This window comes from Sporosarcina sp. FSL K6-3457 (assembly GCF_038007285.1).
GTDB lineage: Bacteria > Bacillota > Bacilli > Bacillales_A > Planococcaceae > Sporosarcina.
The window spans coordinates 3017467-3043456 of sequence record NZ_JBBOWX010000001.1; the positions used below are offsets into that span (position 1 = coordinate 3017467).

Below are 25990 nucleotides of genomic sequence, written 5' to 3' on the forward strand. Positions count from 1 at the left end.
TGCGGATTATTCCACATTGGAGAGAGGGAAACCTCTTAGCTGACAAAACTAGTCATAGATAGTGAAAGGTTCTTACTTTTCGACAATGCCCTTAACTACGGAAAGTATGTACAAGTTAAACGTGATTTACACATGCATATGAAATAAAGAATGCCATTGAATACGCGCTCCGGCGCTGGGGGGAGGAAGGATTGAACTACATCCTTCCCTGATGCCTCCCGCCACAAGCCGAGCAGCTTCGCCGCTAGTCTTATGGCTTCGGCTACCCCCGTTAAGGCGCCTTCGCTGGTGATTATAGGGGAAGTGGGTAATTTCATTTATACTGGGAAGACAGATAAAATATTTAAAGGAGTCCATACAAAAAAAGGTGATATTTCGTTCAAAATCGAACGAAATATCACCTTTTTTATTCATTACGCTCTACTCATTGAAGGTTCTAGATCGGTAAAGTTTCACCCTAACACTTGGCAATATCCCGATATACTATAAACTTGTTAAACTCAACCCATTAGTTAAACAAATAATTATTACCCAATAATCGGCAGTGGTTTTTTCGATAATAAATCATCAGCAAGCATCTTATGGTCGGTATATATATTCTCTGGTAGCTCTTCAAGCGAATAAAATTTATTTTCTATGGACTCATCGTTACTTTCAACTAATTCCTCACTGTATTGTTTACAAATAAATGAGACATGAACCAAGGATACTTGGTCTCCATTAGAAAACGTCTTGTCATATTGAGGACCAGAATAAATCCCAAATAACTCAAGGTCGTCCAATTTAAGTCCTGTTTCTTCGTAAACTTCTCTCCTGGCTGTATCCTGAACGTTTTCATCCAATTCCATAAATCCACCCGGAAATCCCCATTGACCATTATCAGACCGTTTTTGCATAAGCACTCGATTTTTCTTATCAAGCACAAATGCACTCGCAACAACCATAATTACCTTCTCATTACCTACCATGGACCTTACATGTTGTATGTAATCCATTTTAACATCCCCCGTTTTAGCAAGATACATCAAACCAGTATAGTCGCTTGTTCAATAATACTACTCCGTTAGTTTAGTAATATTGCTTTTGATTAATATCGCTTTTTTAAATTTGGATATTTATTATTATAAATCTTCCCCCAAATTTTTAATGCACTTGGATAGCAATCATTAATCGAAGGTACTCTACTTCTCGAAAACATTTTACGAAAAACCTCATGTATCACTTCAGCTAATTTTTCAACAGATGCAGTTGGTAATCGCGATACAATACGACTTATTTCTGGATCATATTCATCCTCAGATGTATAACGTAAAAGGTGTATCGGGTCCCAATCATCAATTACTTCTTTTACAATTTGGTAGTGGTTCATAATATTCCTCTTTTAAATTGTATTTTCAGTGATTTATTCTACACCTTTTTTTAATCAACTTGCCCAGTTAGTTGAAGAACTATTAATTTTAATAGTACCATAATAACCCACTTAAGGGGCGTAAAAAACAACTCGAAAAGGTGTTCGCTGTTACACATAATGGTTGATTAGTGTCTTACTCCTTTTTTTATTTTCATCCAAAATGAATGAAGACTCTGTATAATGATAATTGGATGCAAATCCCAATACTAATATACGAGGAGAAGATTTATGAATATTTTGAGCGGAACAATAGCTTTATCAACATCTTTTATTTTGTTCATCTATTTATATGGTTTGAAGGCTGATTACTCGGTTAAATACAGTCCTGGATTTTTCTTTTTCCCAATAATATTGTTAGCTATTGCAATAGGATGTTTTGGATATGAATATATCAAGTACTATAATAAAAAGTTAGTTAATTAAGATAATATGGCTATTGATAAGGCGAAACTGCAAAAGGTTATTCTCTTATTGTTTCGCTTTATGTGTCTTATGTATCGTAAAGCACAATCTCACTCCGCTTTCTCTTCGTTTATATATATAAAGAATATCTGAATCAATGTTCAAAAAATATTGTTATAACATTGACTCATATATGCCGAACTTATGATGCTACGTAACCTCTAGCGAAGTCAGCACCAATCGTTGTTAGAAGGCTTCTTTCCTTTAATAGACACCCAAATACCCGCTATCCAAAAAAGCTATCCCATCAACCGAAAAACTCCGGTCAACAGGATAGCCCCTCACAACTATTCAATTTAGCCTGTTATCATTTCACCAATAAGACGCGGACTTTCTACTGCTTGGTCACCAATGATAATATGTTGTTGAATCAATGCAATAGACCGCTCCACGTCCTCCGTATTCGCATGAATCACGGCAAGTGCTTCACCTTGCTGTACAGCATCACCAATCTTCTTACGAAGCACGATACCAACAGCTAAGTCGATTTCATCATCCTTCGTCGCCCTACCAGCACCTAGTAGCATGGCCGCCACACCGATATCATCTGCTTCCATCTTCGTGATATAACCTGACGCCAGTGCCGGTACTTCAATCTGGAATTTGGCAGTTGGCAATAACGATGGATCATGAATAATCGCCGCATTGCCTCCCTGTGCTTCAATCAGCTTGCCAAACAATTCAAGCGCCGAGCCATCCGCAATAACCGCCTTTAGCATATCACGGGCTTCATCGATTGAATCTGCTTTTCCTCCCGCCACAATCATCTTGCTGCCGAGGACGAGACAAAGCTCCGTCAAATCATCTGGTCCTTGCCCTTTTAGCGTATCAATCGCCTCTATCACTTCAAGTGCATTACCAATTGCAAAACCAAGTGGCTGACTCATATCTGAAATAACTGCCATCGTCTGTCTGCCAACTTGCTTACCAATCGCTACCATCGACTCAGCGAGTGCTTTAGCATCCGCCTCGGTTTTCATAAATGCACCATCACCTGTTTTAACATCGAGGACAATCGCATTTGCTCCTGCCGCAATCTTCTTGCTCATGATTGAACTAGCAATGAGCGGAATGCTATCAACGGTTGCTGTCACATCGCGCAAAGCATACAGTTTTTTATCCGCAGGTGTCAGGTTTCCGCTTTGCCCAATGACCGCCAGCTTCAAATCATTCACTTGCTTGACGAACTGTTCTTCTGTCAACTCGATATGAAAGCCCTCAATGGCCTCTAGCTTGTCGAGCGTCCCACCTGTATGTCCAAGTCCACGACCACTCATCTTCGCTACAGGAACGCCACACGCAGCGACAAGCGGCACTAGAATAAGTGTCGTTGTATCGCCCACTCCTCCAGTTGAATGCTTGTCGACTTTAATGCCCTCAATGGCCGATAAATCAATCTGGTCACCCGACTCAACCATCGCCATTGTCAAATAGCCTTGTTCCTCCGCAGTCATCCCCGTAAAGTAAACAGCCATTAGGAAAGCGCTGGCTTGATAATCTGGGATTGACCCATCTGTGTAACCACTAACAAAAAACGTGATTTCTTCCTTCGAAAGCACTTCACCATTGCGTTTCTTCTCAATGACATCAACCATTCTAAACATCTATATCACGCCTCTCTAGTTAATAAACTCAAGAAACTTTGACCAAACTCCGGCAACTTCACTTCAAAATTATCCGCAATCGTTGCACCAACATCCGAAAATGTCTCCCTTTGCGGTAAAGCTCCTCCACGCTTGAAAGTAGGCGAATAAACAAGTAACGGCACATATTCACGTGTATGATCTGTACCAGGATATGTCGGGTCATTGCCATGATCCGCTGTAATGATCAGTAAATCATCTTCATCCAAAGCTGCAATAATTTCTGGTAACCTTGCATCGAATTCCTGCAACGCATTGCCGTAGCCAATCGGATCTCTACGATGACCGAATAACGCATCAAAATCGACAAGATTCGTAAAGCTAAGTCCCTTGAAATCTTTTTGCATAACATTTAGCAATTTGTCGACTCCGTCCATATTACTCACTGTACGAACCGACTCCGTAATACCTTCGCCATTAAATATGTCCGCAATCTTCCCTACTGCAATCACTTCATACTGCGCATCTACCAGCTCATTCATCACAGTGCGACCAAATGGCTTCAATGCATAGTCATGGCGATTCGTTGTACGCGTGAAATTACCTGGCTCGCCAATAAACGGACGTGCAATGACACGACCAACTAAATACTTGGGATCCAATGTTAGTTCACGTGCAATTTCACAAATGCGGTATTGTTCCTCAATCGGAATAATGCCTTCATGTGCCGCGATTTGCAAAACCGGATCTGCCGATGTATAAACAATTAACGCACCCGTTTCCATATGCTCTGGACCGTATTCGTCGAGAACCGCCGTACCGCTCGCCGGTTGATTGCAAATTACTTTACGTCCTGTTCGCTGCTCCAATGCATCAACCAATTCTTGCGGAAAACCATTTGGATAGACTTTGAATGGCTTATCAATGTTCAACCCCATAATTTCCCAATGACCTGTCATCGTATCTTTACCGACAGATGCCTCTTCCATTTTACCGTAAAATGCTTGGGGCTCATCTGCTACTGTAACCCCTTTCACTTCACCGATATTCGCAAGGCCCATTTTGCCCATATTCGGCAATTGCAAACCTTCCATCGCTTCTCCAATATGTCCTAATGTATTAGCACCTACATCGCCAAATAAATGGGCATCTGGCGACTCTCCGATTCCAACAGAATCGAGAACGATTACGTGGACGCGTTTAAATTGTTGTTTTCCCATAATTGTTTCCTCCAATTAAATAGTCTGTTTTAAGCTCTTGGGTGAAATTTCACATACACTTCTTTTAACCTTGAACGGCTCACATGTGTATATATTTGTGTCGTTGAAATATCCGCATGTCCAAGCATTTCCTGTACAGCACGCAGATCTGCCCCATTTTCGATGAGGTGTGTAGCAAAGGAATGACGCAAAATATGCGGTGTCAGCTCTTTTTGTATCCCCGCTTGCAACGCATGTCCCTTCAATAGCTTCCAGCAGCCTTGCCTCGTCAACCTAGTCCCGCGCATATTGACAAACAGCGCTTCCGCATTTCTCTGCTTGGCAATAAACCGAGGACGCGCGACATCAATGTATGTTTGACAAGCTTCAATCGCTTTGCCACCTAGGGGAATAATCCGTTCCTTACCACCTTTGCCGAAAACGCGAACAAACCCCATGGACAAATGGATGTCGTCCATATCCAACCCAATCAGCTCACTCACCCGCATACCCGTCCCATACAATATTTCCAACAATGCATGATCCCTCATACCTTGGGGCTTAGAACGATCCGGAACAGCAATCAGCCGATCCACTTCATCCATTGACAACACACGCGGCAATTTTTGCTCGAGTTTTGGCAATTCCAAATGGACGGTCGGATCTTGGGTGGTCACTTTTTCTCGTAAAAGAAACTGGTGAAAAGAACGAATGGACGAGATATGCCTCGATACAGTTCTTGATGACTTGCCACTCTCTTTCAATCGATGCAAATGCTCTAGAATAGCAGCTCTATCAACATCATCTATCGTCTTAAAGCTCGCTCGTTCCAAATGATCCATATATTCATCAAGGTCACGCCGATAAGAAGTAATTGTATTTCCTGCCAGCTGACGCTCTACTTTTAAAAAATGCATATAATCCTCAAGTGCAAAACGGCTATCTTTCATTGTTGAACCAAACCCCTTCATATCCAACGACAAAAGGGATAGCAGCACGCCATCCCCTTGTTCAAACTTCACTTTCGTCTGTATCTGTGTCAGATGTACATCTTTTACAAATACCATGAAACGTTAGCCAATGATCCTTAATGGCGAATTGAAAACGGCTTTCAACGATTTTCTCGACATCACCGAGAAGATCCTCCTGAATTTCATCCACTGCTCCACATTCGATACAAATGAGATGGTGATGAAAATGGGCAGCACCTTCCTGCCGCAAGTCATATCTCGATACTCCATCACCAAAATTGATTTTATCGACTACTTTTAGGTCAGTTAGCAACTCAAGCGTTCTATAGACGGTTGCTAGCCCAATTTCCGGCGCTTTCTCTTTAACTAGCAAGAATACGTCTTCGGCACTTAGATGATCTTCCTCATGCTCAAGGAGGACCAAAACCGTCGCTTCACGCTGAGGCGTTAACTTATAACTTGCCCCATGTAATTGTTTCTTTATCCGATCGATTCGGCTTTCCATACGACGCCCCCCTCAAACTGCCTCCATTATACCAAATGGGCTTTCCTAATGACAACAGAAAGGAAACAGACAGAGTAGGAAGAATGCTTATTTTCTACTAGAGAATGAATCGAAAGACGATAATTTCAATAGCAAGTATGGCCACCGACATGCCTATGATTGTTGGCAACGCACGCGTATTGCGCCTTTTCCCTAGTGTCGTATTCATAAAGTAAGGGGGGCTTAAAACAGCGCAGTACATCAGAAATAAAAAACAACTAGTAAACTGAAATGGAAACCACCAAATCGAATACGCCATCATTTTCGCACCCGAACCAAGTAAATATGAAGAAGACAGGCCAAAAAAGACACATTTTATCGCACCAAAAAATAGGACAAGAAAACGTGTTTTACTGAACGACGCCAGCGCAAACGCAACGATGAAAAACAAAGCCGCTGTACCCACTGGTCGAATATAGCCCGCTTCATGTCCTTGCACGACACGGGCATCATAGAACGTAATCACCTTCTCTATCGCATTTGCAGGCATCTCACGAAACAACAATGCCCCTCCAATATAACCAACCGCAAGAATGATAAATAAGTGGATGAACGATAAGGAACGGACCATAGGCTGCACCTCCGCATAGTTTGTCCCGCTTTCACGGACAGTCCCTACCTCAGTAGGGTTCTGCCCCTAAAAGCCCGATTGGTTCAACATATGCTTGTCCGTTCAACTTAATTCAGCAGAAGTCTTCCAATTTTATAAATAGTAGGATAACATGAACTTTCTTCTGTCAATAAAGATTCAATCCCCAGCCGAATTAAGTTGAAGCCTCCGGCGGATGTCACAGATTTTTCAAGAGAACTTTTCGAGCTGGCTCGAAAAAAATCTGGACACAATTACACTAAGTCGTAATTGATATTTAGGTCACTTTGCTAGAAGATTTTTTACATAGAGTACAGCAAAGGCTGTTTTGGCATCAAATATTTTTCCCGTCACTACCATTTCCTCTGCTTCCTCAATCGTCACCTCCAGCAAGCCGATGAATTCATCCTCATCTCCTGCTGCTGGATTATCGATTGTATAAAGCCCCTGCGCCAAATATACATGAATCACCTCATCCGCAAAGCCCGGCGACGTCGCAAACGACTGAATATAGCTAAATTCCTTCGCACCATATCCCGTCTCCTCTTCCAGCTCACGAACGGCCGTTATTTCTGGCGCCTCTCCCGGATCAATTTTCCCTGCTGGTATTTCAATAAGCGAGCGCTCCAATGCTTTGCGATATTGCTCAACAAGTACTAATTTTCCTTCTGCTGTAATTGGAATAACCGCAACTGCCCCCGGATGTTTGATCAATTCTCGTTTTGCTCGATTGCCATCTGGCAGCTCTACCTCCTCCACACGCAGTGTAATAACTTTCCCTTCATACAATGTTTCACCTGATAGCGTTTTCTCTTCGTATTTATCCAAAATATCCAATCCCTTCTCCTAGAATTTCTAATGTTGTCATTGTATCATGATGGAAACAGGGGGTGCTTAATTATGAAAAAAAGAGAGTTAGGGAAAAGTGGGCTATACGTATCTGAGATTGGACTGGGGTGCATGTCACTACCAAATGATTTAAGCGAAGCCAAAAACATCATCGATGCCGCAATCCATGCCAGTATCAATTATTTTGATACTGCGGACTTATACGATGGCGGTCACAATGAAGAACTTGTAGGTCACGCACTAAAAGGTAGACGTGCTGACATAATCCTAGCCACAAAAGCTGGCAATAAAATGAACCCCGATGGCACAAGCTGGACATGGGACGCATCCAAAGCACATATAATGGAAGCTATTAAAAAAAACTTGCAACGCCTTGGAACAGATTATATCGATTTGTATCAGCTACACGGTGGCGTAATGGAAGACAATGTGGATGAAACCATCGATGCCTTTGATAGCTTGAAAAAAGATGGCCTCATTCGCCAATACGGCATCTCATCCATCCGCCCGACCGTCATTCAACGATTCCTCGACAACAGTTCCGCCATTTCCGTCATGATGCAATATAGTTTACTCGATCGCCGACCAGAAGAATGGTTTCCCATGATTCAACAGGCTGGCGCGTCTGTTGTCGCAAGGGGTACAATCGCCAAAGGCTTGTTGACAGCAGAAGGCTTGGCAAGAGCCGAACAAGCAAATGGCTTCGTCGACTACGATGCTGCCGAACTAACACGTACAGTCCAAGCACTAAGTGAACAATCTGCTGACCTACATGCCGCGGCCATCGCTCATGTTCTACATGATCAAACCGTGGCGTCTGCCCTCATAGGTGCACGCACAACAAAGCAATTGCTTGATTCTGTAGTGGCTTATGACAACCTGGTGACCGATGAGGAAATTGCTCAGGTGCAACGTATTGTACAGTTACACACGTACAGAGAGCACCGCCTATAATGAGCATACAAAAACGCACAGACATTATATCTGTGCGTTTTTGTATGCGTATTTCATTCTGGCTTCAGTGTGGAATGTCATTACTCCGATGAAAATTATTATTCACTATCTTTTTTGCTACTAGCATCATGATGAAACTAACTAAATAAACAAGGCTAGTCAGACCAAAAAAAGCAAATATACCAGGCGTCGCCGCTAAATAAGCACTAATTGGTAATGACCAAAGAAACGCAATAAGCATTCCAGTACTGTTAGGGTAAATAGCCGCGATGATTGCACAACAAGCTGGCAGCAATAGCATCGTAAATGTAATGATAGCTGTTCCAGCCGCAGCAGAGGAATAGGGATTAAAGAAAACCAACACCAACCAGAGGGAAATGCTTGATAATCCAGCCATTCCCCCTAAAAAACGCGAGAAGTTCTTCATATTAATCACCTGCTCTCTTTGCTATTTCCACACATATGCAACACATTCTTTTCGATACGTAAATAGATAAGGGTTACTATTAAGAACTCTAATTATACTATATATTCCACTTAAAGGCGGTTTACAAGTACACATTCTCTCCAAGGAACATCTGTCATTTCTAAAGTAGCATAAATGTTATCTAACGTATTAACATTCTGTAAGTAGAAACGGATATAATTGCATAGCACACAGACACCTGACACCACTTCCCTGTTATCTCTTAACAACAAAAGTGTTTGCCATATAATCATGTAAAGTCTGTTTTTTCTCATTAAATACCGCCAGTATATAGCCTACATACATAAAGGATGATATCATCGTAGCAAAATGACGGCCTACAGCTCTACCAAAAGATATCCTATTTCCATCCTGGCCAACTACTTTTATCCCTAGCAGTAGTTTCCCCACCATTCCCTGCATCTTGGTACTCGTCAGAATCCCAAAGTATAAAATGCTAATGATGAAAAATATAATTGTAATAATTACCGCGTATCTAAAGTAATTCGGAAGAAATTTGTCCAATAAGAAGTGGAAAAAAAATGATAGTTCTCATTTCCTTCTTCAAAACCTAAAATAGATATTCTTGTTATAGTCTTGTATAAAGGTGCATAGAACATAGCGAGCACCATAGGTAATCCTAATATAAAACCATCAATCGTGATAGCTACAAAACGCATCCAAAATCTTGCGTAATTTCTAGTTTCCAATTCATCCACACTTTCCTGTGCTTATTTCTACAGTGGTATATCGAAATTCGTAAACCTGTATCATCCAACCTCAGGTAATAAGTTAACTGGATTTGTCAAACTTACTAAAAGACGGCTCACTTGACGATCTATCAGAATCTATATCCTTAGAATGATAAAGGGAAGTTCTTGCAAGATTATTATGCTGACGACATTTGTGCGCCCCATTTATTTCGAACGAATGGTGAAGGTAGAATTCTATGGGTAAGAAGTCAAATTGACCAACTTGATTGGCCAATACGAGGTTACTAAACTCGTCATAGCCATGGGTCACTTGTCCGGCGGTTAACCCGTTGAGCATACCTTTTAATCGATGATTGACGTCCCATTGGTAGACTCTTCTTCGTGTTTGACGGTTTTGACTGCTTATTCGATGGTTTGTCGGCCTACCGGTTACATCATACTGCCATTGACTGATGACATTCCCGGGTAAGATTCGCTCAATTTCCTGACCGAGTTCATTGTACTGCATCGCTGCTGTCCACTGTTCTTGATCTGCACGAGAAGCTGGGATTTGCGCTACATTACCCATCTCATTACGAGCGACATCAATTTGTGCACCTAGGCTACTCGTAACCTGTAAACGACTACCTAATTCATCATAACTACTCGCAATCCATTGGTCATTCTGCCACTCCTTGATTACTTGTCCAGAGGGGTCTCGCTCCAACTTTACAGTCATATGCTCATTGGCAGTCTCTAGTAGCGAACCATTTTTGTCGTAGCCAAACGTTTCCCAGGTGTCATCGTAGTAGTCGGCGCGAATGACATTCCCTAGTGCGTCATGCTGATACGCCGTCCAACGATCAGCCGGACGATGAATTTTCTGAACCAAACCTGCCTGACTTCGTTCGCACGTCTTGGTCAGCCCATCAAAGCCGATTTCTTGGCTAATGTTCCCCTTCGGATCCCGTTCAAACGTATACGTTTCACCTTTTTCATTGATGACAGCGGTTAACTGCTCTTCTGTATCAAAGGTGAATTGGACGCTCTTCCCGCCTTGATCTCGAGAGATCAAGCTGCCGAGAATCGTGTAGGCAAAGGCCACTTCTGTATGGTTATCTTTCGCAAAAACCACATCGTCATAGGCATCATATCGCAAGCGGACATCGTTACCATCTGAAAGATTTGCCCGTACAAGGTGGTTCAAGTTGCCATAATTGTACTTTTCTGTGGCACCTAGCGGATTAATCGCTAGAAGTTATGATTATAAAAGAATTAAGGTCAATAAAATCCTTTCAAGGATTTATTGCCCTTTTTAAATCAAATTTCATATCATTTAAAACAGGTAAAGACGTGGTGCACCTATAGATGGTCTATACAAATTCCCTTAATCATGATAATTCTAATAGCGATTCAACTTTCAGTATAAAGCCTACAGAAAAAACCTTAAAGTTTTAAATAACGAAAATCAAAATCAATACCTTCGCCATCCAACAAATTTGCTTTATACTCTATCTCTCCCTCAGAACTATCAAAAGCAACTTCTACATACAATTTTTGGATATCGATTATCTCATTTAATAAATAGTCATTGAAATCTTTATATACTTTAGCCTTTTTAATTGGATCATGAGAAAACAAATATACCTCTCTCGTGTCCCTTTTAAAGCAAATTGGATCACCGCTAGGACTTTCAGAAAATACTATATATTCATATGTTTCTTCCCGTTGAAAATTCAATGATACAAACTCCCAAATAGAATTAGTTAATACTTCCCATTCATCAATTTTCTTAAGATTGTACATAAAATCAGAACTTTCAATTCCACCGAAATTTAAGAAATAGTCTTTTGTTTGCGCAGGAATTATCCAATCTAGATATCGCTCTACCTTCTGAAAAAAGTTTTCATCTTCTAATGAAATCACTTCTACATCATGATCCTCGAGAAAGGATGACAAGTTTTCAATCCAATTGTCTTCCCCAATATGTCTAATTGGTAATATTGGTTCTCTATTTATTTTTTCCGACATGATGTTCCGCCTCCCCATTCATTTCTTCCGCCTATATCGTCCGGATGATATATTTTATGATATTTCTGATCCACTAATTGCAACCAGCCTTTCTGTCCATCAACTTGACTAGATGTCGCATGATGCCATGTTATTCCTTTTGGTGCAGTTCCTCTATAGGTACCCATCCTTGTAGAGGCAACATGTTTACTAACACCAGGATATTGTGCCTCCATAGCTGCTTTAAAAGCTGGATCATTTTGAAAAGCTTTGTGTAGTGATTCATTTGCTTTCGAAAAATGATAAGTATCAGTGTTTGTAAACTCGGAACTCTTCAAAAGATGACTATGAAAAACGTCATAAATCCCTAGCTCCCTAACACCTTCACCATTATACAACCCAAATGTATCAACATGTTTATTTGGGTTACCAACATACCCATATAAAGTAGGATTACCACCCGCAAGTCCAATCGGGTCTATTTGCGTATAATTCCCTTGTTCTGGATCGTAGTAACGGAATCGGTTATAATACAATCCTATTTCTATATCCTCATACTGCCCTTGATAACGGAATGGAATAAAATCTTTCTCACCTGTAAATTCTTTCACTCGTCCATAAATATCAAGCTCAGCTGACCAGACCTTTTTCCCCTCTTCATCATAAGCTTCGACAGGTGTTCCAAGATAGTCACTAATAATACTGTAATTACCTTCACCCGTAATTTTAGCTGAAGGGACGAACCCATCATTAAACACCCAGGTGACTACATTATCCGGTATTTCTAATTTATTCTGTGGTTCAACTGGATCGTTCTCTAAGAAATACTCATGTAGAATCGTATTTCCATCCCACACGAATCTTGTTGTTTTTTCATTAGAACTCTTCTCAATCCGTCTACCTAATGAATCATACTTGAAAGTAACTTCCGTCTGATCTGGTTTGATGACCTTTGACATCATCCCATTGCCGGTATATTCGTACTGCCACGTGTCCCCATTCTTTTCGACTTTCTGAACGAGATTTCCTTCTTCATCATACGAGAATTTGGCATCTTTCGTTTCGAGTAATCTGCTGCCGGCACCATAGACACGATCGGTCTTTTCTTTCGTTTCATATAAATTCCCAACGTCATCGACATTGCGGTGTAAGAAATCAAATGGGTTGCCTTCGTTAGACCAGACGAGGTTACTAAATTCGTCGTAGCCGTATGTTGTTTGTCCAGCGGTTAACTCGTTGACCATGGATTTTAGGCGGTGATTGACGTCCCAATTGTACACGCGTCTTCTTGTATGACGGTTTTGACTACTTATTCTATGGCTTGTTGGTCTGCCTGTGACATCATATTGCCATTGGCTGATGACATTCCCAGGTAAGATTCGCTCGATTTCCTGGCCGAGTTCGTTGTACAGCATTGCGGCGGTCCATTGTGATTGATCTGATTGTGACGCTGTGATTTCCTTATCTATTATGATTCACTTTCAATAGTATCGAAAAACGTGTTAGTTTAAACAATTTTGATTGTTTAAACTAACACGTTTGAATGAGTGACTGTCACCCGTCACTCCTATGGACATAAAGTGGGTATAGACCCCATCGTAAGTTATTATTATTCACCGGTTTGTATAGAAAAGTAGTTATTCAGCGAAAGAGCACATGCTCGGGTTGGAAAAATATACATCTTCATTTTCCCCATTTAAATGTTATTCGTTTATTACACTCTAGATTGTAAATAGTCAGGCACTAACTCTAAGTCAATAAATTGAACTGCGTTAAGATTATCCTCTTCACACAATGATTTAAATCTCTCTGAACAAAACAGGTATCTACCCAGTTTTAAATCGCTTAATTGAAATAAATCTAAATCAGTGTCTTTTAATACTAACTTTATATACTTTTCGACGAAACTTCCACCAACTTTTAATTTTGCGTTATTTGGAACTTCTCTTGTAAGATACTCGGATTTATCATAATCAACTAGCGAATGCCTTTTAATACACTTAATAAAATAAAACAAATCTTTTACTTTTGGTTTACCTTTTGTACTTACAACATGCAAATTTGCTATAACATAATCCTGTAACATATTTACTTGATCCATTGAAGCTAAAAATTTTCCTGAGACTACATGACCAAAGAATTTTTCGTAGTAGTCAAATTGAACTTTGCTTCTCGTAATTAACCATAGTTCTTTCGGGAAATCCATTTGTTCAATAAACGGTCGATTCCACTTATAGCTCATTCCATCATCATATTTCTCTTCAGTAAAACTTTCGTGTAAAACTCCATCTAAATAGATGGGAGAATTATCTTTATCATTGACTAACATAAAATATTTCATAAAATTACCCCAATCGTTTACAAGTTGGATATTTTCTTGATGGTACATAATCTTTACTAAAATGTCCTGTTTGCAGTTGATTTTTGAGTTGCATTTGCAATTTACGAACTTTCGTTCTAGCCTGTTTTTCATCTATTAGGCCATTATCAAATTCTTCAAATATATTGCCCGCTCTGTTCATCACATTACTATTATAAGCGCTATGAGAAGTATTATGGATAAAATCAAAAGAGCTACCTTTTAAAGTATCAGGATTACTAGGAATCATCATTCCATTAAAAGCTTCATCTCTTTTACCACCCATACCAATATCATTGAAAAAAGTTTGATACTCTTTCCAAACATTTGTCGGAATTACATGATGCGCCTGAGAACCTGCGAAACTTTTCCCATTAAAACCTTTTTTAATGTTACCAGAGAGGATTTGACTTGGAGCTCTCGCTAATCCGAACGGGTCTATCCAACTATTTGTATCGCTTACATATCCATATAAAGTTGGATTATTCCCCGCAAGTCCAATCGGATCTATTTGAGTATAGTTCCCTTGCTCTGAGTCATAGTAACGGAATCGGTTATAATACAAACCAATTTCTTCATCTTCATACTGCCCTTGATAACGGAATGGAATAAAGTCCTTCTCACCTGTAAACTCTTTCACTCGTCCATAAATATCAAACTCAGCTGACCAAACCCTATTCCCTTCATCATCATAAGCTTCTACAGGCGTTCCAAGATAGTCACTTATTATGCTATAGCTACCATCATTCGAAATTTTGGCAGAAGGGACGAACCCATCATTAAACACCCATGTGACTAGATTATCCGGTATTTCAGACTCGCTCTGTGACTCAACTAGATTTTCTAGTTCACTTGAATCACTCTCTAAGAAATACTCATGTAGAATCGTATTTCCATCCCACACGAATCTTGTTGTTTTTTCATTAGAACTCTTCGCTATCCGCCTACCCATCGGATCATACTTGAAAGTAACTTCCGCCTGATCCGGTCTGATGACCTTCGACATCATCCCATTGCCGTTATATTCGTACTTCCACGTATCCCCATTCTTTTCGACCTTCTGAACGAGATTTCCTTCTTCATCATAAGAAAATTTGGCATCTCTCGTTTCGAGTAGTCTGCTGCCTGCACCATAGATACGATCTGACTTTTCTTTTGTTTCATATAAATTGCCGACGTCATCGACATTACGGTGTAAGAAATCAAATGGGTTGCCTTCGTTTGACCAGACAAGATTGCTGAATTCGTCGTAGCCGTAAGTTGTTTGTCCAGCGGTTAACTCGTTGACCATGGATTTTAGGCGGTGATTGACGTCCCAATTGTACACGCGTCTTCTTGTATGACGATTTTGACTGCTTACTCGATGATTGGTTGGTCTACCTGTGACATCATACTGCCATTGACTGATGACATTCCCGGGTACGATTCTTTCGATTTCTTGACCAAGCTCATTGTACTGCATCGCTGCTATCCACTGGTCTTGATCAGCGCGAGAAGCTATGATTTGTGTGGCATTGCCCATCGCATTACGATCGACATCGATTTGTGCCCCCAGGCTACTCGTAACCTGTAAACGACTGCCTAATTCATCATAGCTACTCGCAATCCAATGGTCATTCTGCCACTCCTTGATCACTTGCCCAGATGGATCTCGCTCGAACTTTACAGTCACATGCTCATTTGCAGTTTCCAGTAACGAACCATTTTTGTCGTAGCCAAACGTTTCCCAAGTGTCATCGTAATAATCTGCTCGAACGACATTCCCTAGAGCATCATGTTGATACGCTGTCCAACGATCGCCAGGGCGATGAATTTTCTGAAGCAATCCTGCCTAATTCAATTTCCGGGTCACAAAAAAAAGGGCAATAAAACCCTTTTAAAAGGATTTATCGCCCTTTTTAAATTTAACTTCAAATCGTTTAAAACAGAGAAAGACTTGGTGTAAGAATTGATTCCCTAAAGTATTTCTCTTATCTTTGATACTTCTAAAGACACTTTAACTTTCGGTATATGTGTTATCAGTTTCTTAAAATCTGTTCTAGTCTACAATCTAATCCATATCTGCCACATTGAAGTTATACTTTTCATCTTCGCGAGGATCGTTAAAACCTTCAAAATGATCTACTTTTACAAAAGAAAACAAAAAACCATAGTTTGCATTAGGATAATCTAATTTTTCTTTAAGAGAATATCCAGTGATTTTAACTAAATACTTACCGCTCTCCAAATCATATCTGAAACCAAAAGATAAAGGGATACCATCTAATGTCTCCGACGAAATTACATCATCAATGAATTTTGTTTTGTCATATTCAAGTAATAATCCTAAACCCGTTATCCAGATAGATCCGTCGATATGAATATTGAAATCCTTATGGTCAAATTTCTTCACCCAATCATCATCAAAAAACTCTCCTTTATTCTCCACTTTTATTGAGTATTTTAACGTGTCAATAGGTACAAAAGGAACCCAGACTCCATCTTTTAATGAACTTAAATAACGCTCATGATTTTCTTGAAAATTTTTCAGCACCTTTTTAGTTCTTACTTTTTCTGTTTTTAGAAAATCTTGAAATATTTTATGGGAAAATAAACTAATTCCATAACTTGTAGCAGTTAAAACTTTTTCCATAAGCCTAAACCCCCTTTTTTTTATGTGCAAGGTATCGTTCCCTGTTTATGCAATTTCTTCAATTTATCTAACGCTTCTGAAGGTGTTAAATTCTCAAATAAAGGATCATTAGTGTACGGTATTTTCAAATAACCTTTAACCTCAATATCTTTGTACGCTTTAGCAGCTTTTTCAAAAAATTCATCTGACGTACCAGTAAATTTTGAACCATGAAAAGGTACTCCAGCTTCTATAAGTTTTCTATGCAATTTTTGGTGAAGTTCTGCCGTTCCAGCCCCCTTATTTGGATACCATGAAATCGATCTTTTTTCCTTTAACTCTTGAATGCCTAAGGTCTCAGCTATTGATCTCGGCATCAAATGATGCCCCATACCAGTACCTAATAAATCGGAATACAAACCAAATTTATCTATATTCTTATTCGGATCTCGAACATACCCATACAAAGTAGGGTTCCCACCCGCAAGTCCAATCGGATCTATTTGCGTATAATTCCCTTGCTCCGGGTCGTAGTAACGGAATCGGTTATAATACAATCCAATCTCCACATCTTCATACTGCCCTTGATACCTAAATGGAATGAAATCTTTTCCACCTGTAAAATCTTTCACTCGTCCATAAATATCAAGCTCTGCTAACCAAACCTTATTCCCTTCATCATCATAGGCCTCGACAGGCGTTCCAAGATAATCACTAATAATACTGTAATTACCTTCATTCGTGATTTTTGCTGAAGGGACGAACCCATCATTAAACACCCATGTAACTAGATTGGCTGGTACTTCAGAGTTGTTTTGTGGCATAACTAGATTTTCTGGTTCAACTGGATTGTTCTCTATGAAATACTCATGGAGAATCGTATTTCCATCCCATATAAAACTGGTCGTTTTTTCATTAGAACTTTTCTCTATCCGTCTACCCATCGGATCATACTTGAAAGTAACTTCTGTCTGATCTGGTTTGATGACTTTCAACATCATGCCATTGCCGTTATATTCGTACTTCCAGGTGTCCCCATTCTTTTCGACCTTCTGAACGAGATTTCCTTCTTCATCATACGAGAATTTGGCATCTTTCGTTTCAAGTAGTCTGCTACCTGCACCATAGACACGATCTGACTTTTCTTTCGTTTCATACAAATTCCCGACATCATCGACATTACGGTGTATGAAGTCGAATGGGTTGCCTTGATTAGACCAGACAAGATTGCTGAATTCGTCATAGCCATAAGTTGTTTGTCCAGCGGTTAACTCGTTGACCATGGATTTTAGGCGGTGATTGACGTCCCAATTGTACACGCGTCTTCTTGTATGACGATTTTGACTGCTTATTCGATGGTTTGTTGGTCTACCGGTTACATCATACTGCCATTGGCTGATGACATTCCCTGGTAAGATTCGCTCGATTTCTTGGCCCAGTTCGTTGTACTGCATTGCGGCGGTCCATTGTGATTGGTCTGATTGTGACGCTGTGATTTGCGACACATTGCCCATCGTATTTCGTTCCACATCAATGTTCGCACCGAGGCTACTCGTAACTTGTAAACGACTGCCAAGTTCATCATAGCTACTCGCAATCCACTGATCATTTTGCCATTCTTTGATGACTTGTCCAGATGGGTCTCGCTCTAGCTTTACGGTCATATGCTCATTGGCTGTCTCCAGTAATGATCCATTTTTGTCGTAGCCGAACGTTTCCCACGTGTCATCGTAATAATCAGCCCGAATGACATTTCCTATGCCGTCATGTTGATACGCCGTCCAACGGTCACCCGGACGATGAATTTTTTGCACCAATCCTGCCTGACTTCGCTCGTATGTTTTGGTCAGCCCATCAAAACCGATTTCTTGGCTGATGCTTCCCTTCGGATCCCGTTCAAACGTATACGTTTCGCCTTTTTCATTGATGACAGCCGTTAACTGCTCTTCAGTATCATAGGTGAATTTGACGTTCTTCCCACCTTGTTCTCGAGCGATCAAGCTGCCAAGAATCGTGTAGGCAAAGGACACTTGCGTATGGTTGTCTTTCGCCAAAACCACATCGTCATAAGCATCATACCGCAAGCGAACGTCGTTCCCATCTGAAAGGTTTGCGCGTACAAGGCGATTCAAGCTGTCATAACCGTACTTTTCTGTAGCCCCCAGCGGATTGGTCGTTGTTGTACAATTCCCACGACGGTCATACGCCCAGGTTGAACTCGTCCCGTCTGGCAATGTCACTTGACGTAAGTTCAAATCATCATCATAAGCTAATTTTACCATATGGCCTTGCGCATTCGTGACCGTTTCGATTAAATAATGCTCGTTATAGGAAAACTCCGTTTTTGTGCCATCTTCTAAGACATTTGCCTGTAAGGTTCCGTCTTCATTATACATCCACTGACGACTTCCGCCCTCTGCATTAACAGCCTGAATCAGCCTATCTTGCTCATCATACTGAGAGGAGATCGTACTGCCATCTGCAAGCGTAACCGTCACAGGATTTGCCCACTCATCGTAGCTAAACATCGTCATACGACCATCTTCATCGACTGCTTGTAGCAATTCAAAGTCGTCATTATAGTCTTCACTGACTTCACTGCCATCTGGATGCACAATTTTCGTACAGAGGTTATCTTCATTGAAATAGTAAATACTCGTATGCCCTAAACTATTGGTAATTTCGTTATAGCCCTCGTAATACGCAAGCTCACCCGCAAGTACATTTCCATCTCCCCATGTCTTTACCACGCGTGCACCTGTTGTGGGTCCATCATATCGCCAGAAGAAGGAATTTTTATTGCGGTCTGTTTTTTGCATCATTAAGTGGTTGGTATAGCTGATATGCGTACTTTGCCCTAACGCATCTTGGATTTCGACTAAATCTTGAATGTCGTTGTACACATAGCGAACCAACACTTCACGACTCATTCGGTGACACAGGGCCACTTCTGTCATTCTACCTGCCTCATTGGTCGTCACTTCAAGCACTCTACCCACACTGTCGGTTACTTTGGATAAAAATCCTTTTAAGTTATAGGCAAATTGAATGTGATGGTCTTGTTCATTTTTCACTTCTTTTAAACGGTATTTCGTTTCGGTTGTTTGTTCAAATACATAAGTGAGTCGTGTATCATGCTCAAACAAATGGTACGCCTCACCCGTATTGGTCAACGTCATTCTTTCCCGTTTATTAAAATACGGCAAGTTCGTCGGCAAAATCGGAAAGCCAACGGCACGGCCATCTGTCACGACGATACCAATCAGGTCTTCCTCTTCAAAAATCTCCAAGGCTAGATCATATGTAAAATGCATACCATGACCTGACAAGCCAACCCGGCTACTATCACTGTACCAAGCGCGTTCCCATGAAAGGGGAATTGGGCCAGGCAGTTCAAAATCGACGCCTTCATAAATCATACGTCCTGTGATTAAATCAACAGGTTCAAATCCTTTTTTACAAAACTTATCACTTAATCCTTTTGTACAGCCAAATTTCTTTAATACTTGATGGTTTAATTTCGTTAGTTCGGTTTTGGCCAGCGCTTTCATCCCGTCTACTGCCTTTGAAACAGCTAGCACTTCATCCATCGATTGGATGACTTTATCCGCTGCGGTTTTCACACTCTTTGAGCCTTTGTTGGCGAGCGCTGTAACTGTATCTAGCGTCTTGGATACTTTCGTATACGCTGCTTTCATCCCTTTGGCTACTTTGGCTGCATCCGCTGCCTTATCCGCGGCTTTTGCAGTTTTTGCGGTTTTACTGGCGACTTTTGCCGCTTTATTGGCCATATAGTCTGCTTTTGCTGCATCCCCAACACCGGGAATAGCACCGACTAAGTTCATGGAAGTTCATGGCTGCCCCCATGTAATCGCCTCGTGCTAAGCTAAGTCCCGCGTTTGCAACATCCGCAATCGCTCCAAAACCAGGAATAAACCCGGCGACATCTAATGCTAAATTTACGCCATCTAAAATACTACTAAATCAATTTCATGACAAGAATAGTACAACACCCCTAAAACTAAAGCCACACCATAATTTTCCTATCTAAATATTTCAATGCGAAAAAAACACCTACAAATTAATTCGGTCTAAATCTTTACCCGAACATTCAAATGTAGGTGTTTTATTCCGCCTCACTCATTTTTTCTTTAGAGAGTACAGGTTAGCTACTTTTATTCAGGAATATGGATAAGACTGCACGTGCTAATTCGGGTTGATACACTCTCAATAGTCACGACAAGCGTGTTAGTTCAGTCAAGATTGTTTAAACTAACACGCTGGAGTGAGCGTCAGGCACCACATATTAAGCCGTTGAACTAATCATTGAAAATGTTGATATACAGTAGTCTAAAAATCCATAAACGCATCGTGATTCATATAATAATTTAGTCCCAGTATAAAATCATCAATTGAAGCTTGTTTTTTCTGGTGTAAGACATTCATTAACACATCTTCAAATTGTTGTCCGTCATAAAAAAACTCCAATGATTCTTTAATTACAAAATCTGGGTACACCTCCTCGTCGTCATCTGTAATAGTTGGATTGAGATCCAAATAACAAATTAGGTCTGTACTCGCAATTTCTTCATCTTCATTAGTATACAAACAAAAATTAGTATTTTTAAAACCGTTTTTTTCAACATCCTTTGAAATAACATATATTATCTGACTTAATTTATATGGCATTCTAAACTCTATATTCTTCATAAAAATCCTCCTCTAATTTTTTTTGCATTTCGGCATACCAGTTTCACCATCTAACTTCCCGTTTCTACCTGGCTTTCCTCCTCCCCAAATGTCACGACCTCCAGCTTTAGTTGGATGATATAATCCGTGATTTTTAGCGTGATCAGCGCGGTCTACAAGTGTAAGCCTTCTTACATCTTCATGATGATGCCATGTAAGATCTACTGGACTTGATCCCATATCAGGGTTTTTCAACCAATCATGGAATGCAGGATACCGACCTAGCATATCACGTTGGAAAACTAAATCACTATTGAGTTTATTAATAAATGCTTTATTTGCTCTATTAAACTGAACTTTATCACTTGAATATTGATGTTGAGGGTCTAACATAAAAGAATAAAATATATGATATTGACCATTATTAGGGCGATTAGCCAATCCTAATGGATCAATCATAGTATTCGGATCATTTGTATATCCATATAAAGTAGGGTTATTCCCCGCAAGTCCAATCGGATCTATTTGAGTGTAATTCCCTTGCTCTGGATCGTAGTATCGGAATCGGTTATAGTACAACCCGATTTCCACATCTTCATACTGCCCTTGATACCTAAATGGAATGAAATCTTGTTCACCTGTAAATTCTTCCACTCGTCCATAAATATCAAGCTTAGCCGACCAGACCTTTTTCCCCTCTTCATCATAAGCTTCGACAGGCGTTCCAAGATAGTCACTAATGATACTGAAGTTACCTTCACTCGTAATTTTAGCGGAAGGCACGAATCCATCATTAAACACCCAGGTGACTACATTATCCGGTATTTCTGATTTATTCTGTGGTTCAACTGGATCGTTCAATAAGGAATACTCATGCAGAATCGTATTTCCATCCCACACAAATCGCATGGTTCTTTCGTCAGTACGCTTCTCAACACGTCTACCCATCGGGTCATACTTGAAAGTAACTTCCGTCTGATCTGGTTTGATGACCTTCGACATCATCCCGTTGCCGGTATATTCGTACTTCCACGTATAACCATTCTTATCGACTTTCTGAACGAGATTTCCTTCTTCATCATACGAGAATTTGGCATCTTTCGTTTCAAGTAGTCTGCTGCCAGCACCATAAACACGGTCTGTCTTTTCTTTCGTTTCATACAAATTCCCGACATCAGCGATATTACGGTGAAGATAATCAAACGGATTCCCTTGATTGGACCAGACGAGGTTGCTGAATTCGTCATAGCCGTAAGTTGTTTGTCCGGCGGTTAACTCATTGACCATGGATTTTAGGCGGTGATTGACGTCCCAATTGTACACGCGTCTTCTTGTATGTCGATTTTGACTGCTTATTCGATGGTTTGTTGGTCTACCTGTGACATCATACTGCCATTGACTGATGACATTACCGGGTAAGATTCTTTCGATTTCTTGACCGAGTTCGTTGTACTGCATTGCGGCTGTCCACTGCTCTTGATCTGCGCGAGAAGCTGTGATTTGCGCTACATTACCCATCTCATTACGAGCGACATCAATTTGTGCACCTAGGCTACTCGTAACCTGTAAACGACTACCTAATTCATCATAACTACTCGCAATCCATTGGTCATTCTGCCACTCCTTGATCACTTGTCCAGATGGGTCTCGCTCTAGCTTGACAGTCATATGTTCATTGGCAGTCTCTAGTAACGATCCATTTTTATCATAGCCAAACGTTTCCCACGTGTCATCGTAGTAGTCGGCGCGAATGACATTGCCTATACTGTCATGCTGATACGCTGTCCAACGATCAGCCGGACGATGAATTTTCTGAAGCAATCCTGCCTGACTTCGTTCGTACGTTTTGGTCAGCTCATCAAAGCCAATTTCCTTAATGATATTCCCTTTCGTATCACATTCAAACTGGTACGACTCACCTTTTTCATTGATGACAGCGGTTAACTGCTCTTCAGTATCAAAGGTGAATTTGACGTTCTTCCCACCTTGTTCTCGTGCGATCAAGCTGCCAAGAATCGTATAGGCAAAGGAAACTTGCGTATGGTTGTCTTTCGCAAATACCACGTCGTCATAAGCATCATACCGCAAACGAACGTCGTTCCCATCTGAAAGGTTTGCGCGTACTAACCGATTCAAGCTATCATAATCGTACTTCTCTGTGGCTCCAAGCGGATTGGTCGTTGTTGTACCATTTCCACGACAGTCATAGGCCCATGTCGAACTCGTCCCGTCTGGTAAAGTCACTTGACGCTGTTATCTTCGTTAAAAAGAAATTAAAATAGCATAGAACAAAAGGCAATAAACCTTAATTAAAAGATTTATTGCCTTTTTAATATTAATTTATCCAGGATAAACTTCAAATAATCTTAAAATAAAATGTTCAATCCAATTCTGCCCGAGAAAATAGTTCCTTACTGGTAACTTCATCTTCACACATATTTTTAAATGAAATAGCAAACTTCTCTAATGCTTTTTTATCGGAGGAATATGCACAAAACATACCGGCTTCAGAATCAAAATTGACAATATCTTTTAGTTCAGGCATTTTTTCTTCAAGAAAAACAATCGCTAAAGAATTCCAATCGTATCCATTCCCCTCAAATCCCTCATCAGATCGCGTATCAAAAATCTCTTGCTTATATCCAGCAACATCTAAACAAAAGGACGCGGAGCTTTCATCATAATTCACCCAAAAAAACGGAGCTATTTTCTTTTTATCAATAATAAAATTCATCTTATCCCACCACCAAAAATAATTTTTCGCCCCTAGAAACGTCATACTAGCACCGAGTACATGTTGACTTACTTATATTATAAATTACATGACTACTCAGTTAAAGTGATGGAATCTACAGCATGCTTTAATGTCCATAACCACTCAATTCATTAAATAACTCTTCAGCGTTTTCTTTAATTCCAGTTCTATATTTTGCAGGGATTTTTTGGCCGCACTTAGTAAACCATGCATCAAACGTATTTTTCCATTCTGAAACCCTATCCCTCTTAATACTTAAGTTTGCATCTACTTTATACTTTCTAGAAAGCATCAATAAAATATCTATATGAACTAACATAACCTGATATGGCTTCTCAGTTTTCTTCAACCACTCATTGCTTTCTTCAATTTTCCTTATTGCCAAGTTAAAATAATGAGCATTTTCCAACTCTGCAGCTTCATTACCCTCTGGTGATGTACTAAATATTTTCATAATTCCCTCCAATTATTTTTTACAATTTATTTTTTTTAGGTTCATCGAACATTTTATCTTTTAAATCATTTAATGGATTTTCTGAAATCCATCTCTCTTTTACCCTTCCCCGGTTTTTATTTAATAGACCAGATTTCTTTAATTTTTCTAATATAGAATCGTCGATATTAAAGTTACCAATATTCTCTCTTAGCCTTTTTCGAATAAGAGCACCTTCAATAGATCTGGCCTGATCATGCGTTAGATTTTCGGCAATAATTTCCATATTTGAAAATACTTTACCTGAACCTGCGTGCTCTACCATTCTAACCAAAGCATCCCTGCTTGTTATTCCATAATAGATAACATTATCCTTTTTATTAAGCAATTGATAAACTAGCTCTCCACTTAATCCCCAAACATCCACAATTGTATTCGGATCTTTTACATACCCATACAAAGTCGGATTCCCACCCGCAAGCCCAATCGGGTCTATTTGCGTATAATTTCCTTGCTCTGGGTCATAGTAACGGAATCGGTTATAATACAATCCTATTTCAACATCTTCATACTGACCTTGATATCGGAATGGAATAAAGTCCTTCTCGCCTGTGAATTCTTTTACTCTACCGTAAATATCCAACCCAGCTGACCAGACTTTGGTTCCTTGTTCGTCATAAGCTTCGACGGGTGTTCCAAGATAGTCACTAATAATACTGTAGTTACCTTCACTCGTAATTTTAGCTGAAGGGACAAACCCATCATTAAATACCCACGTGACTAGATTATCCGGTATTTCAGACTCGCTCTGTGACTCAACTAGATTTTCTAGTTCACTTGAATCACTCTCTAAGAAATACTCATGTAGAATCGTGTTTCCATCCCACACGAATCTTGTTGTTTTTTCATTAGAACCCTTCTCAATCCGTCTACCCATCGGGTCATACTTGAAAGTAACTTCCGTCTGATCTGGTTTGATGACCTTCGACATCATCCCGTTGCCGGTATATTCGTACTTCCACGTATAACCATTCTTATCGACTTTCTGAACGAGATTTCCTTCTTCATCATACGAGAATTTGGCATCTTTCGTTTCAAGTAGTCTGCTGCCAGCACCATAAACACGGTCTGTCTTTTCTTTCGTTTCATACAAATTCCCGACATCAGCGATATTACGGTGAAGATAATCAAACGGATTCCCTTGATTGGACCAGACGAGGTTGCTGAATTCGTCATAGCCGTAAGTTGTTTGTCCGGCGGTTAACTCATTGACCATGGATTTTAGGCGGTGATTGACGTCCCAATTGTACACGCGTCTTCTTGTATGTCGATTTTGACTGCTTATTCGATGGTTTGTTGGTCTACCTGTGACATCATACTGCCATTGACTGATGACATTACCAGATAAGATTC

General features: G+C 40.2%; 23 protein-coding genes. 1 reads left to right on the forward strand and 22 read right to left on the reverse strand.

The genetic code is table 11. The features are described from left to right. Positions 1-527 precede the first annotated feature (527 nt). The 8 genes from N1I80_RS14950 to N1I80_RS14985 all read right to left on the reverse strand — a co-directional run bounded on the left by N1I80_RS14950 (position 528) and on the right by N1I80_RS14985 (position 7587). Positions 528-995: an NUDIX hydrolase gene (locus N1I80_RS14950; protein ID WP_340738651.1), complete on the reverse strand. Its 468-nt coding sequence runs from the start codon at positions 993-995 to the stop codon at positions 528-530. A 92-nt stretch (positions 996-1087) separates the two neighbouring features. Beyond that, positions 1088-1369 carry a DUF1871 family protein gene (locus N1I80_RS14955; RefSeq protein ID WP_340738652.1) on the reverse strand — a complete coding sequence of 94 codons (282 nt, stop codon included), beginning with the start codon at positions 1367-1369 and terminating at the stop codon, positions 1088-1090. 800 nt (positions 1370-2169) lie between these two features. Beyond that, positions 2170-3477 carry a pyrimidine-nucleoside phosphorylase gene (locus N1I80_RS14960; RefSeq protein ID WP_340738653.1) on the reverse strand — a complete coding sequence of 436 codons (1308 nt, stop codon included), beginning with the start codon at positions 3475-3477 and terminating at the stop codon, positions 2170-2172. Between the two features lie 5 nt (positions 3478-3482). After that, entirely contained in the window at positions 3483-4676 is a 1194-nt protein-coding gene (deoB, locus tag N1I80_RS14965; protein WP_340738654.1) for a phosphopentomutase, read from the reverse strand. Between the two features lie 29 nt (positions 4677-4705). Next, positions 4706-5605: a site-specific tyrosine recombinase XerD gene (xerD, locus tag N1I80_RS14970; RefSeq protein ID WP_340740055.1), complete on the reverse strand. Its 900-nt coding sequence runs from the start codon at positions 5603-5605 to the stop codon at positions 4706-4708. A 61-nt stretch (positions 5606-5666) separates the two neighbouring features. After that, positions 5667-6131: a ferric iron uptake transcriptional regulator gene (fur, locus tag N1I80_RS14975; RefSeq protein WP_340738655.1), complete on the reverse strand. Its 465-nt coding sequence runs from the start codon at positions 6129-6131 to the stop codon at positions 5667-5669. A 97-nt stretch (positions 6132-6228) separates the two neighbouring features. Next, positions 6229-6741 carry a hypothetical protein gene (locus N1I80_RS14980; RefSeq protein WP_340738656.1) on the reverse strand — a complete coding sequence of 171 codons (513 nt, stop codon included), beginning with the start codon at positions 6739-6741 and terminating at the stop codon, positions 6229-6231. 300 nt (positions 6742-7041) lie between these two features. Continuing rightward, a complete protein-coding gene (locus N1I80_RS14985; protein ID WP_340740056.1) occupies positions 7042-7587 on the reverse strand; it encodes an NUDIX hydrolase in 546 nt (181 codons plus the stop codon). Positions 7588-7659: 72 nt separating this feature from the next. On the opposite strand from N1I80_RS14985, the gene N1I80_RS14990 reads away from it, so the two are divergent. Continuing rightward, a complete protein-coding gene (locus tag N1I80_RS14990; protein WP_340738657.1) occupies positions 7660-8562 on the forward strand; it encodes an aldo/keto reductase in 903 nt (300 codons plus the stop codon). A gap of 64 nt (positions 8563-8626) precedes the next feature. Here N1I80_RS14990 and N1I80_RS14995 read toward each other — a convergent pair whose 3' ends face one another. The 14 genes from N1I80_RS14995 to N1I80_RS15055 form a co-directional block, all read right to left on the reverse strand. Beyond that, positions 8627-8989 (reverse strand): hypothetical protein, encoded by a 363-nt coding sequence (locus tag N1I80_RS14995; RefSeq protein WP_340738658.1) that lies wholly within the window; start codon positions 8987-8989, stop codon positions 8627-8629. 255 nt (positions 8990-9244) lie between these two features. Further along, positions 9245-9553 carry an RDD family protein gene (locus tag N1I80_RS23385; protein ID WP_445683658.1) on the reverse strand — a complete coding sequence of 103 codons (309 nt, stop codon included), beginning with the start codon at positions 9551-9553 and terminating at the stop codon, positions 9245-9247. Positions 9554-9820: 267 nt separating this feature from the next. Then, positions 9821-10927 carry an RHS repeat domain-containing protein gene (locus tag N1I80_RS15000; RefSeq protein WP_340738659.1) on the reverse strand — a complete coding sequence of 369 codons (1107 nt, stop codon included), beginning with the start codon at positions 10925-10927 and terminating at the stop codon, positions 9821-9823. A gap of 239 nt (positions 10928-11166) precedes the next feature. Then, positions 11167-11751 (reverse strand): SMI1/KNR4 family protein, encoded by a 585-nt coding sequence (locus N1I80_RS15005; RefSeq protein WP_340738660.1) that lies wholly within the window; start codon positions 11749-11751, stop codon positions 11167-11169. Then, positions 11736-13145, reverse strand: coding sequence for an RHS repeat-associated core domain-containing protein (locus tag N1I80_RS15010; protein WP_340738661.1), 1410 nt, complete (start codon positions 13143-13145; stop codon positions 11736-11738). Before N1I80_RS15010 ends, N1I80_RS15005 begins: the two co-directional genes overlap by 16 nt. Before the next feature lie 299 nt (positions 13146-13444). Continuing rightward, a complete protein-coding gene (locus tag N1I80_RS15015) occupies positions 13445-14071 on the reverse strand; it encodes an Imm43 family immunity protein (protein ID WP_340738662.1) in 627 nt (208 codons plus the stop codon). A 4-nt stretch (positions 14072-14075) separates the two neighbouring features. Then, positions 14076-15914: an RHS repeat-associated core domain-containing protein gene (locus tag N1I80_RS15020; RefSeq protein ID WP_340738663.1), complete on the reverse strand. Its 1839-nt coding sequence runs from the start codon at positions 15912-15914 to the stop codon at positions 14076-14078. A 225-nt stretch (positions 15915-16139) separates the two neighbouring features. Further along, positions 16140-16721, reverse strand: a complete 582-nt coding sequence (locus N1I80_RS15025; protein ID WP_340738664.1) for a hypothetical protein — start codon at positions 16719-16721, stop codon at positions 16140-16142. Positions 16722-16741: 20 nt separating this feature from the next. After that, entirely contained in the window at positions 16742-20545 is a 3804-nt protein-coding gene (locus N1I80_RS15030) for a DUF6531 domain-containing protein (protein WP_340738665.1), read from the reverse strand. Positions 20546-21050: 505 nt separating this feature from the next. Further along, the gene (locus N1I80_RS15035) at positions 21051-21410 is read right to left on the reverse strand and encodes a DUF7716 domain-containing protein (RefSeq protein ID WP_340738666.1); all 360 of its coding nucleotides are present in this window, start codon (positions 21408-21410) and stop codon (positions 21051-21053) included. A 12-nt stretch (positions 21411-21422) separates the two neighbouring features. Further along, complete coding sequence (locus N1I80_RS15040; protein ID WP_340738667.1) at positions 21423-23633, reverse strand: RHS repeat-associated core domain-containing protein; 2211 nt, start codon at positions 23631-23633, stop codon at positions 21423-21425. Positions 23634-23769: 136 nt separating this feature from the next. Beyond that, on the reverse strand, positions 23770-24123 hold the full coding sequence (locus tag N1I80_RS15045) for an immunity 51 family protein (protein WP_340738668.1): 354 nt from the start codon (positions 24121-24123) through the stop codon (positions 23770-23772). 127 nt (positions 24124-24250) lie between these two features. Further along, entirely contained in the window at positions 24251-24598 is a 348-nt protein-coding gene (locus N1I80_RS15050; protein WP_340738669.1) for a hypothetical protein, read from the reverse strand. A 19-nt stretch (positions 24599-24617) separates the two neighbouring features. Continuing rightward, positions 24618-25889, reverse strand: coding sequence for an RHS repeat domain-containing protein (locus tag N1I80_RS15055; protein WP_340738670.1), 1272 nt, complete (start codon positions 25887-25889; stop codon positions 24618-24620). Positions 25890-25990 lie beyond the last annotated feature (101 nt).

Bases quoted from the DNA above. Each gene is read 5' to 3' on its own strand.
- N1I80_RS14950 (WP_340738651.1), bottom strand. From the start codon at position 995: ATGGATTACATACAACATGTAAGGTCCATGGTAGGTAATGAGAAGGTA.
- N1I80_RS14955 (WP_340738652.1), bottom strand. From the start codon at position 1,369: ATGAACCACTACCAAATTGTAAAAGAAGTAATTGATGATTGGGACCCG.
- N1I80_RS14960 (WP_340738653.1), bottom strand. From the start codon at position 3,477: ATGTTTAGAATGGTTGATGTCATTGAGAAGAAACGCAATGGTGAAGTG.
- deoB (WP_340738654.1), bottom strand. From the start codon at position 4,676: ATGGGAAAACAACAATTTAAACGCGTCCACGTAATCGTTCTCGATTCT.
- xerD (WP_340740055.1), bottom strand. From the start codon at position 5,605: ATGAAAGATAGCCGTTTTGCACTTGAGGATTATATGCATTTTTTAAAA.
- fur (WP_340738655.1), bottom strand. From the start codon at position 6,131: ATGGAAAGCCGAATCGATCGGATAAAGAAACAATTACATGGGGCAAGT.
- N1I80_RS14980 (WP_340738656.1), bottom strand. From the start codon at position 6,741: ATGGTCCGTTCCTTATCGTTCATCCACTTATTTATCATTCTTGCGGTT.
- N1I80_RS14990 (WP_340738657.1), top strand. From the start codon at position 7,660: ATGAAAAAAAGAGAGTTAGGGAAAAGTGGGCTATACGTATCTGAGATT.
- N1I80_RS14995 (WP_340738658.1), bottom strand. From the start codon at position 8,989: ATGAAGAACTTCTCGCGTTTTTTAGGGGGAATGGCTGGATTATCAAGC.
- N1I80_RS15005 (WP_340738660.1), bottom strand. From the start codon at position 11,751: ATGTCGGAAAAAATAAATAGAGAACCAATATTACCAATTAGACATATT.
- N1I80_RS15010 (WP_340738661.1), bottom strand. From the start codon at position 13,145: ATGCTGTACAACGAACTCGGCCAGGAAATCGAGCGAATCTTACCTGGG.
- N1I80_RS15015 (WP_340738662.1), bottom strand. From the start codon at position 14,071: ATGAAATATTTTATGTTAGTCAATGATAAAGATAATTCTCCCATCTAT.
- N1I80_RS15025 (WP_340738664.1), bottom strand. From the start codon at position 16,721: ATGGAAAAAGTTTTAACTGCTACAAGTTATGGAATTAGTTTATTTTCC.
- N1I80_RS15030 (WP_340738665.1), bottom strand. From the start codon at position 20,545: ATGAACTTAGTCGGTGCTATTCCCGGTGTTGGGGATGCAGCAAAAGCA.
- N1I80_RS15035 (WP_340738666.1), bottom strand. From the start codon at position 21,410: ATGAAGAATATAGAGTTTAGAATGCCATATAAATTAAGTCAGATAATA.
- N1I80_RS15045 (WP_340738668.1), bottom strand. From the start codon at position 24,123: ATGAATTTTATTATTGATAAAAAGAAAATAGCTCCGTTTTTTTGGGTG.
- N1I80_RS15050 (WP_340738669.1), bottom strand. From the start codon at position 24,598: ATGAAAATATTTAGTACATCACCAGAGGGTAATGAAGCTGCAGAGTTG.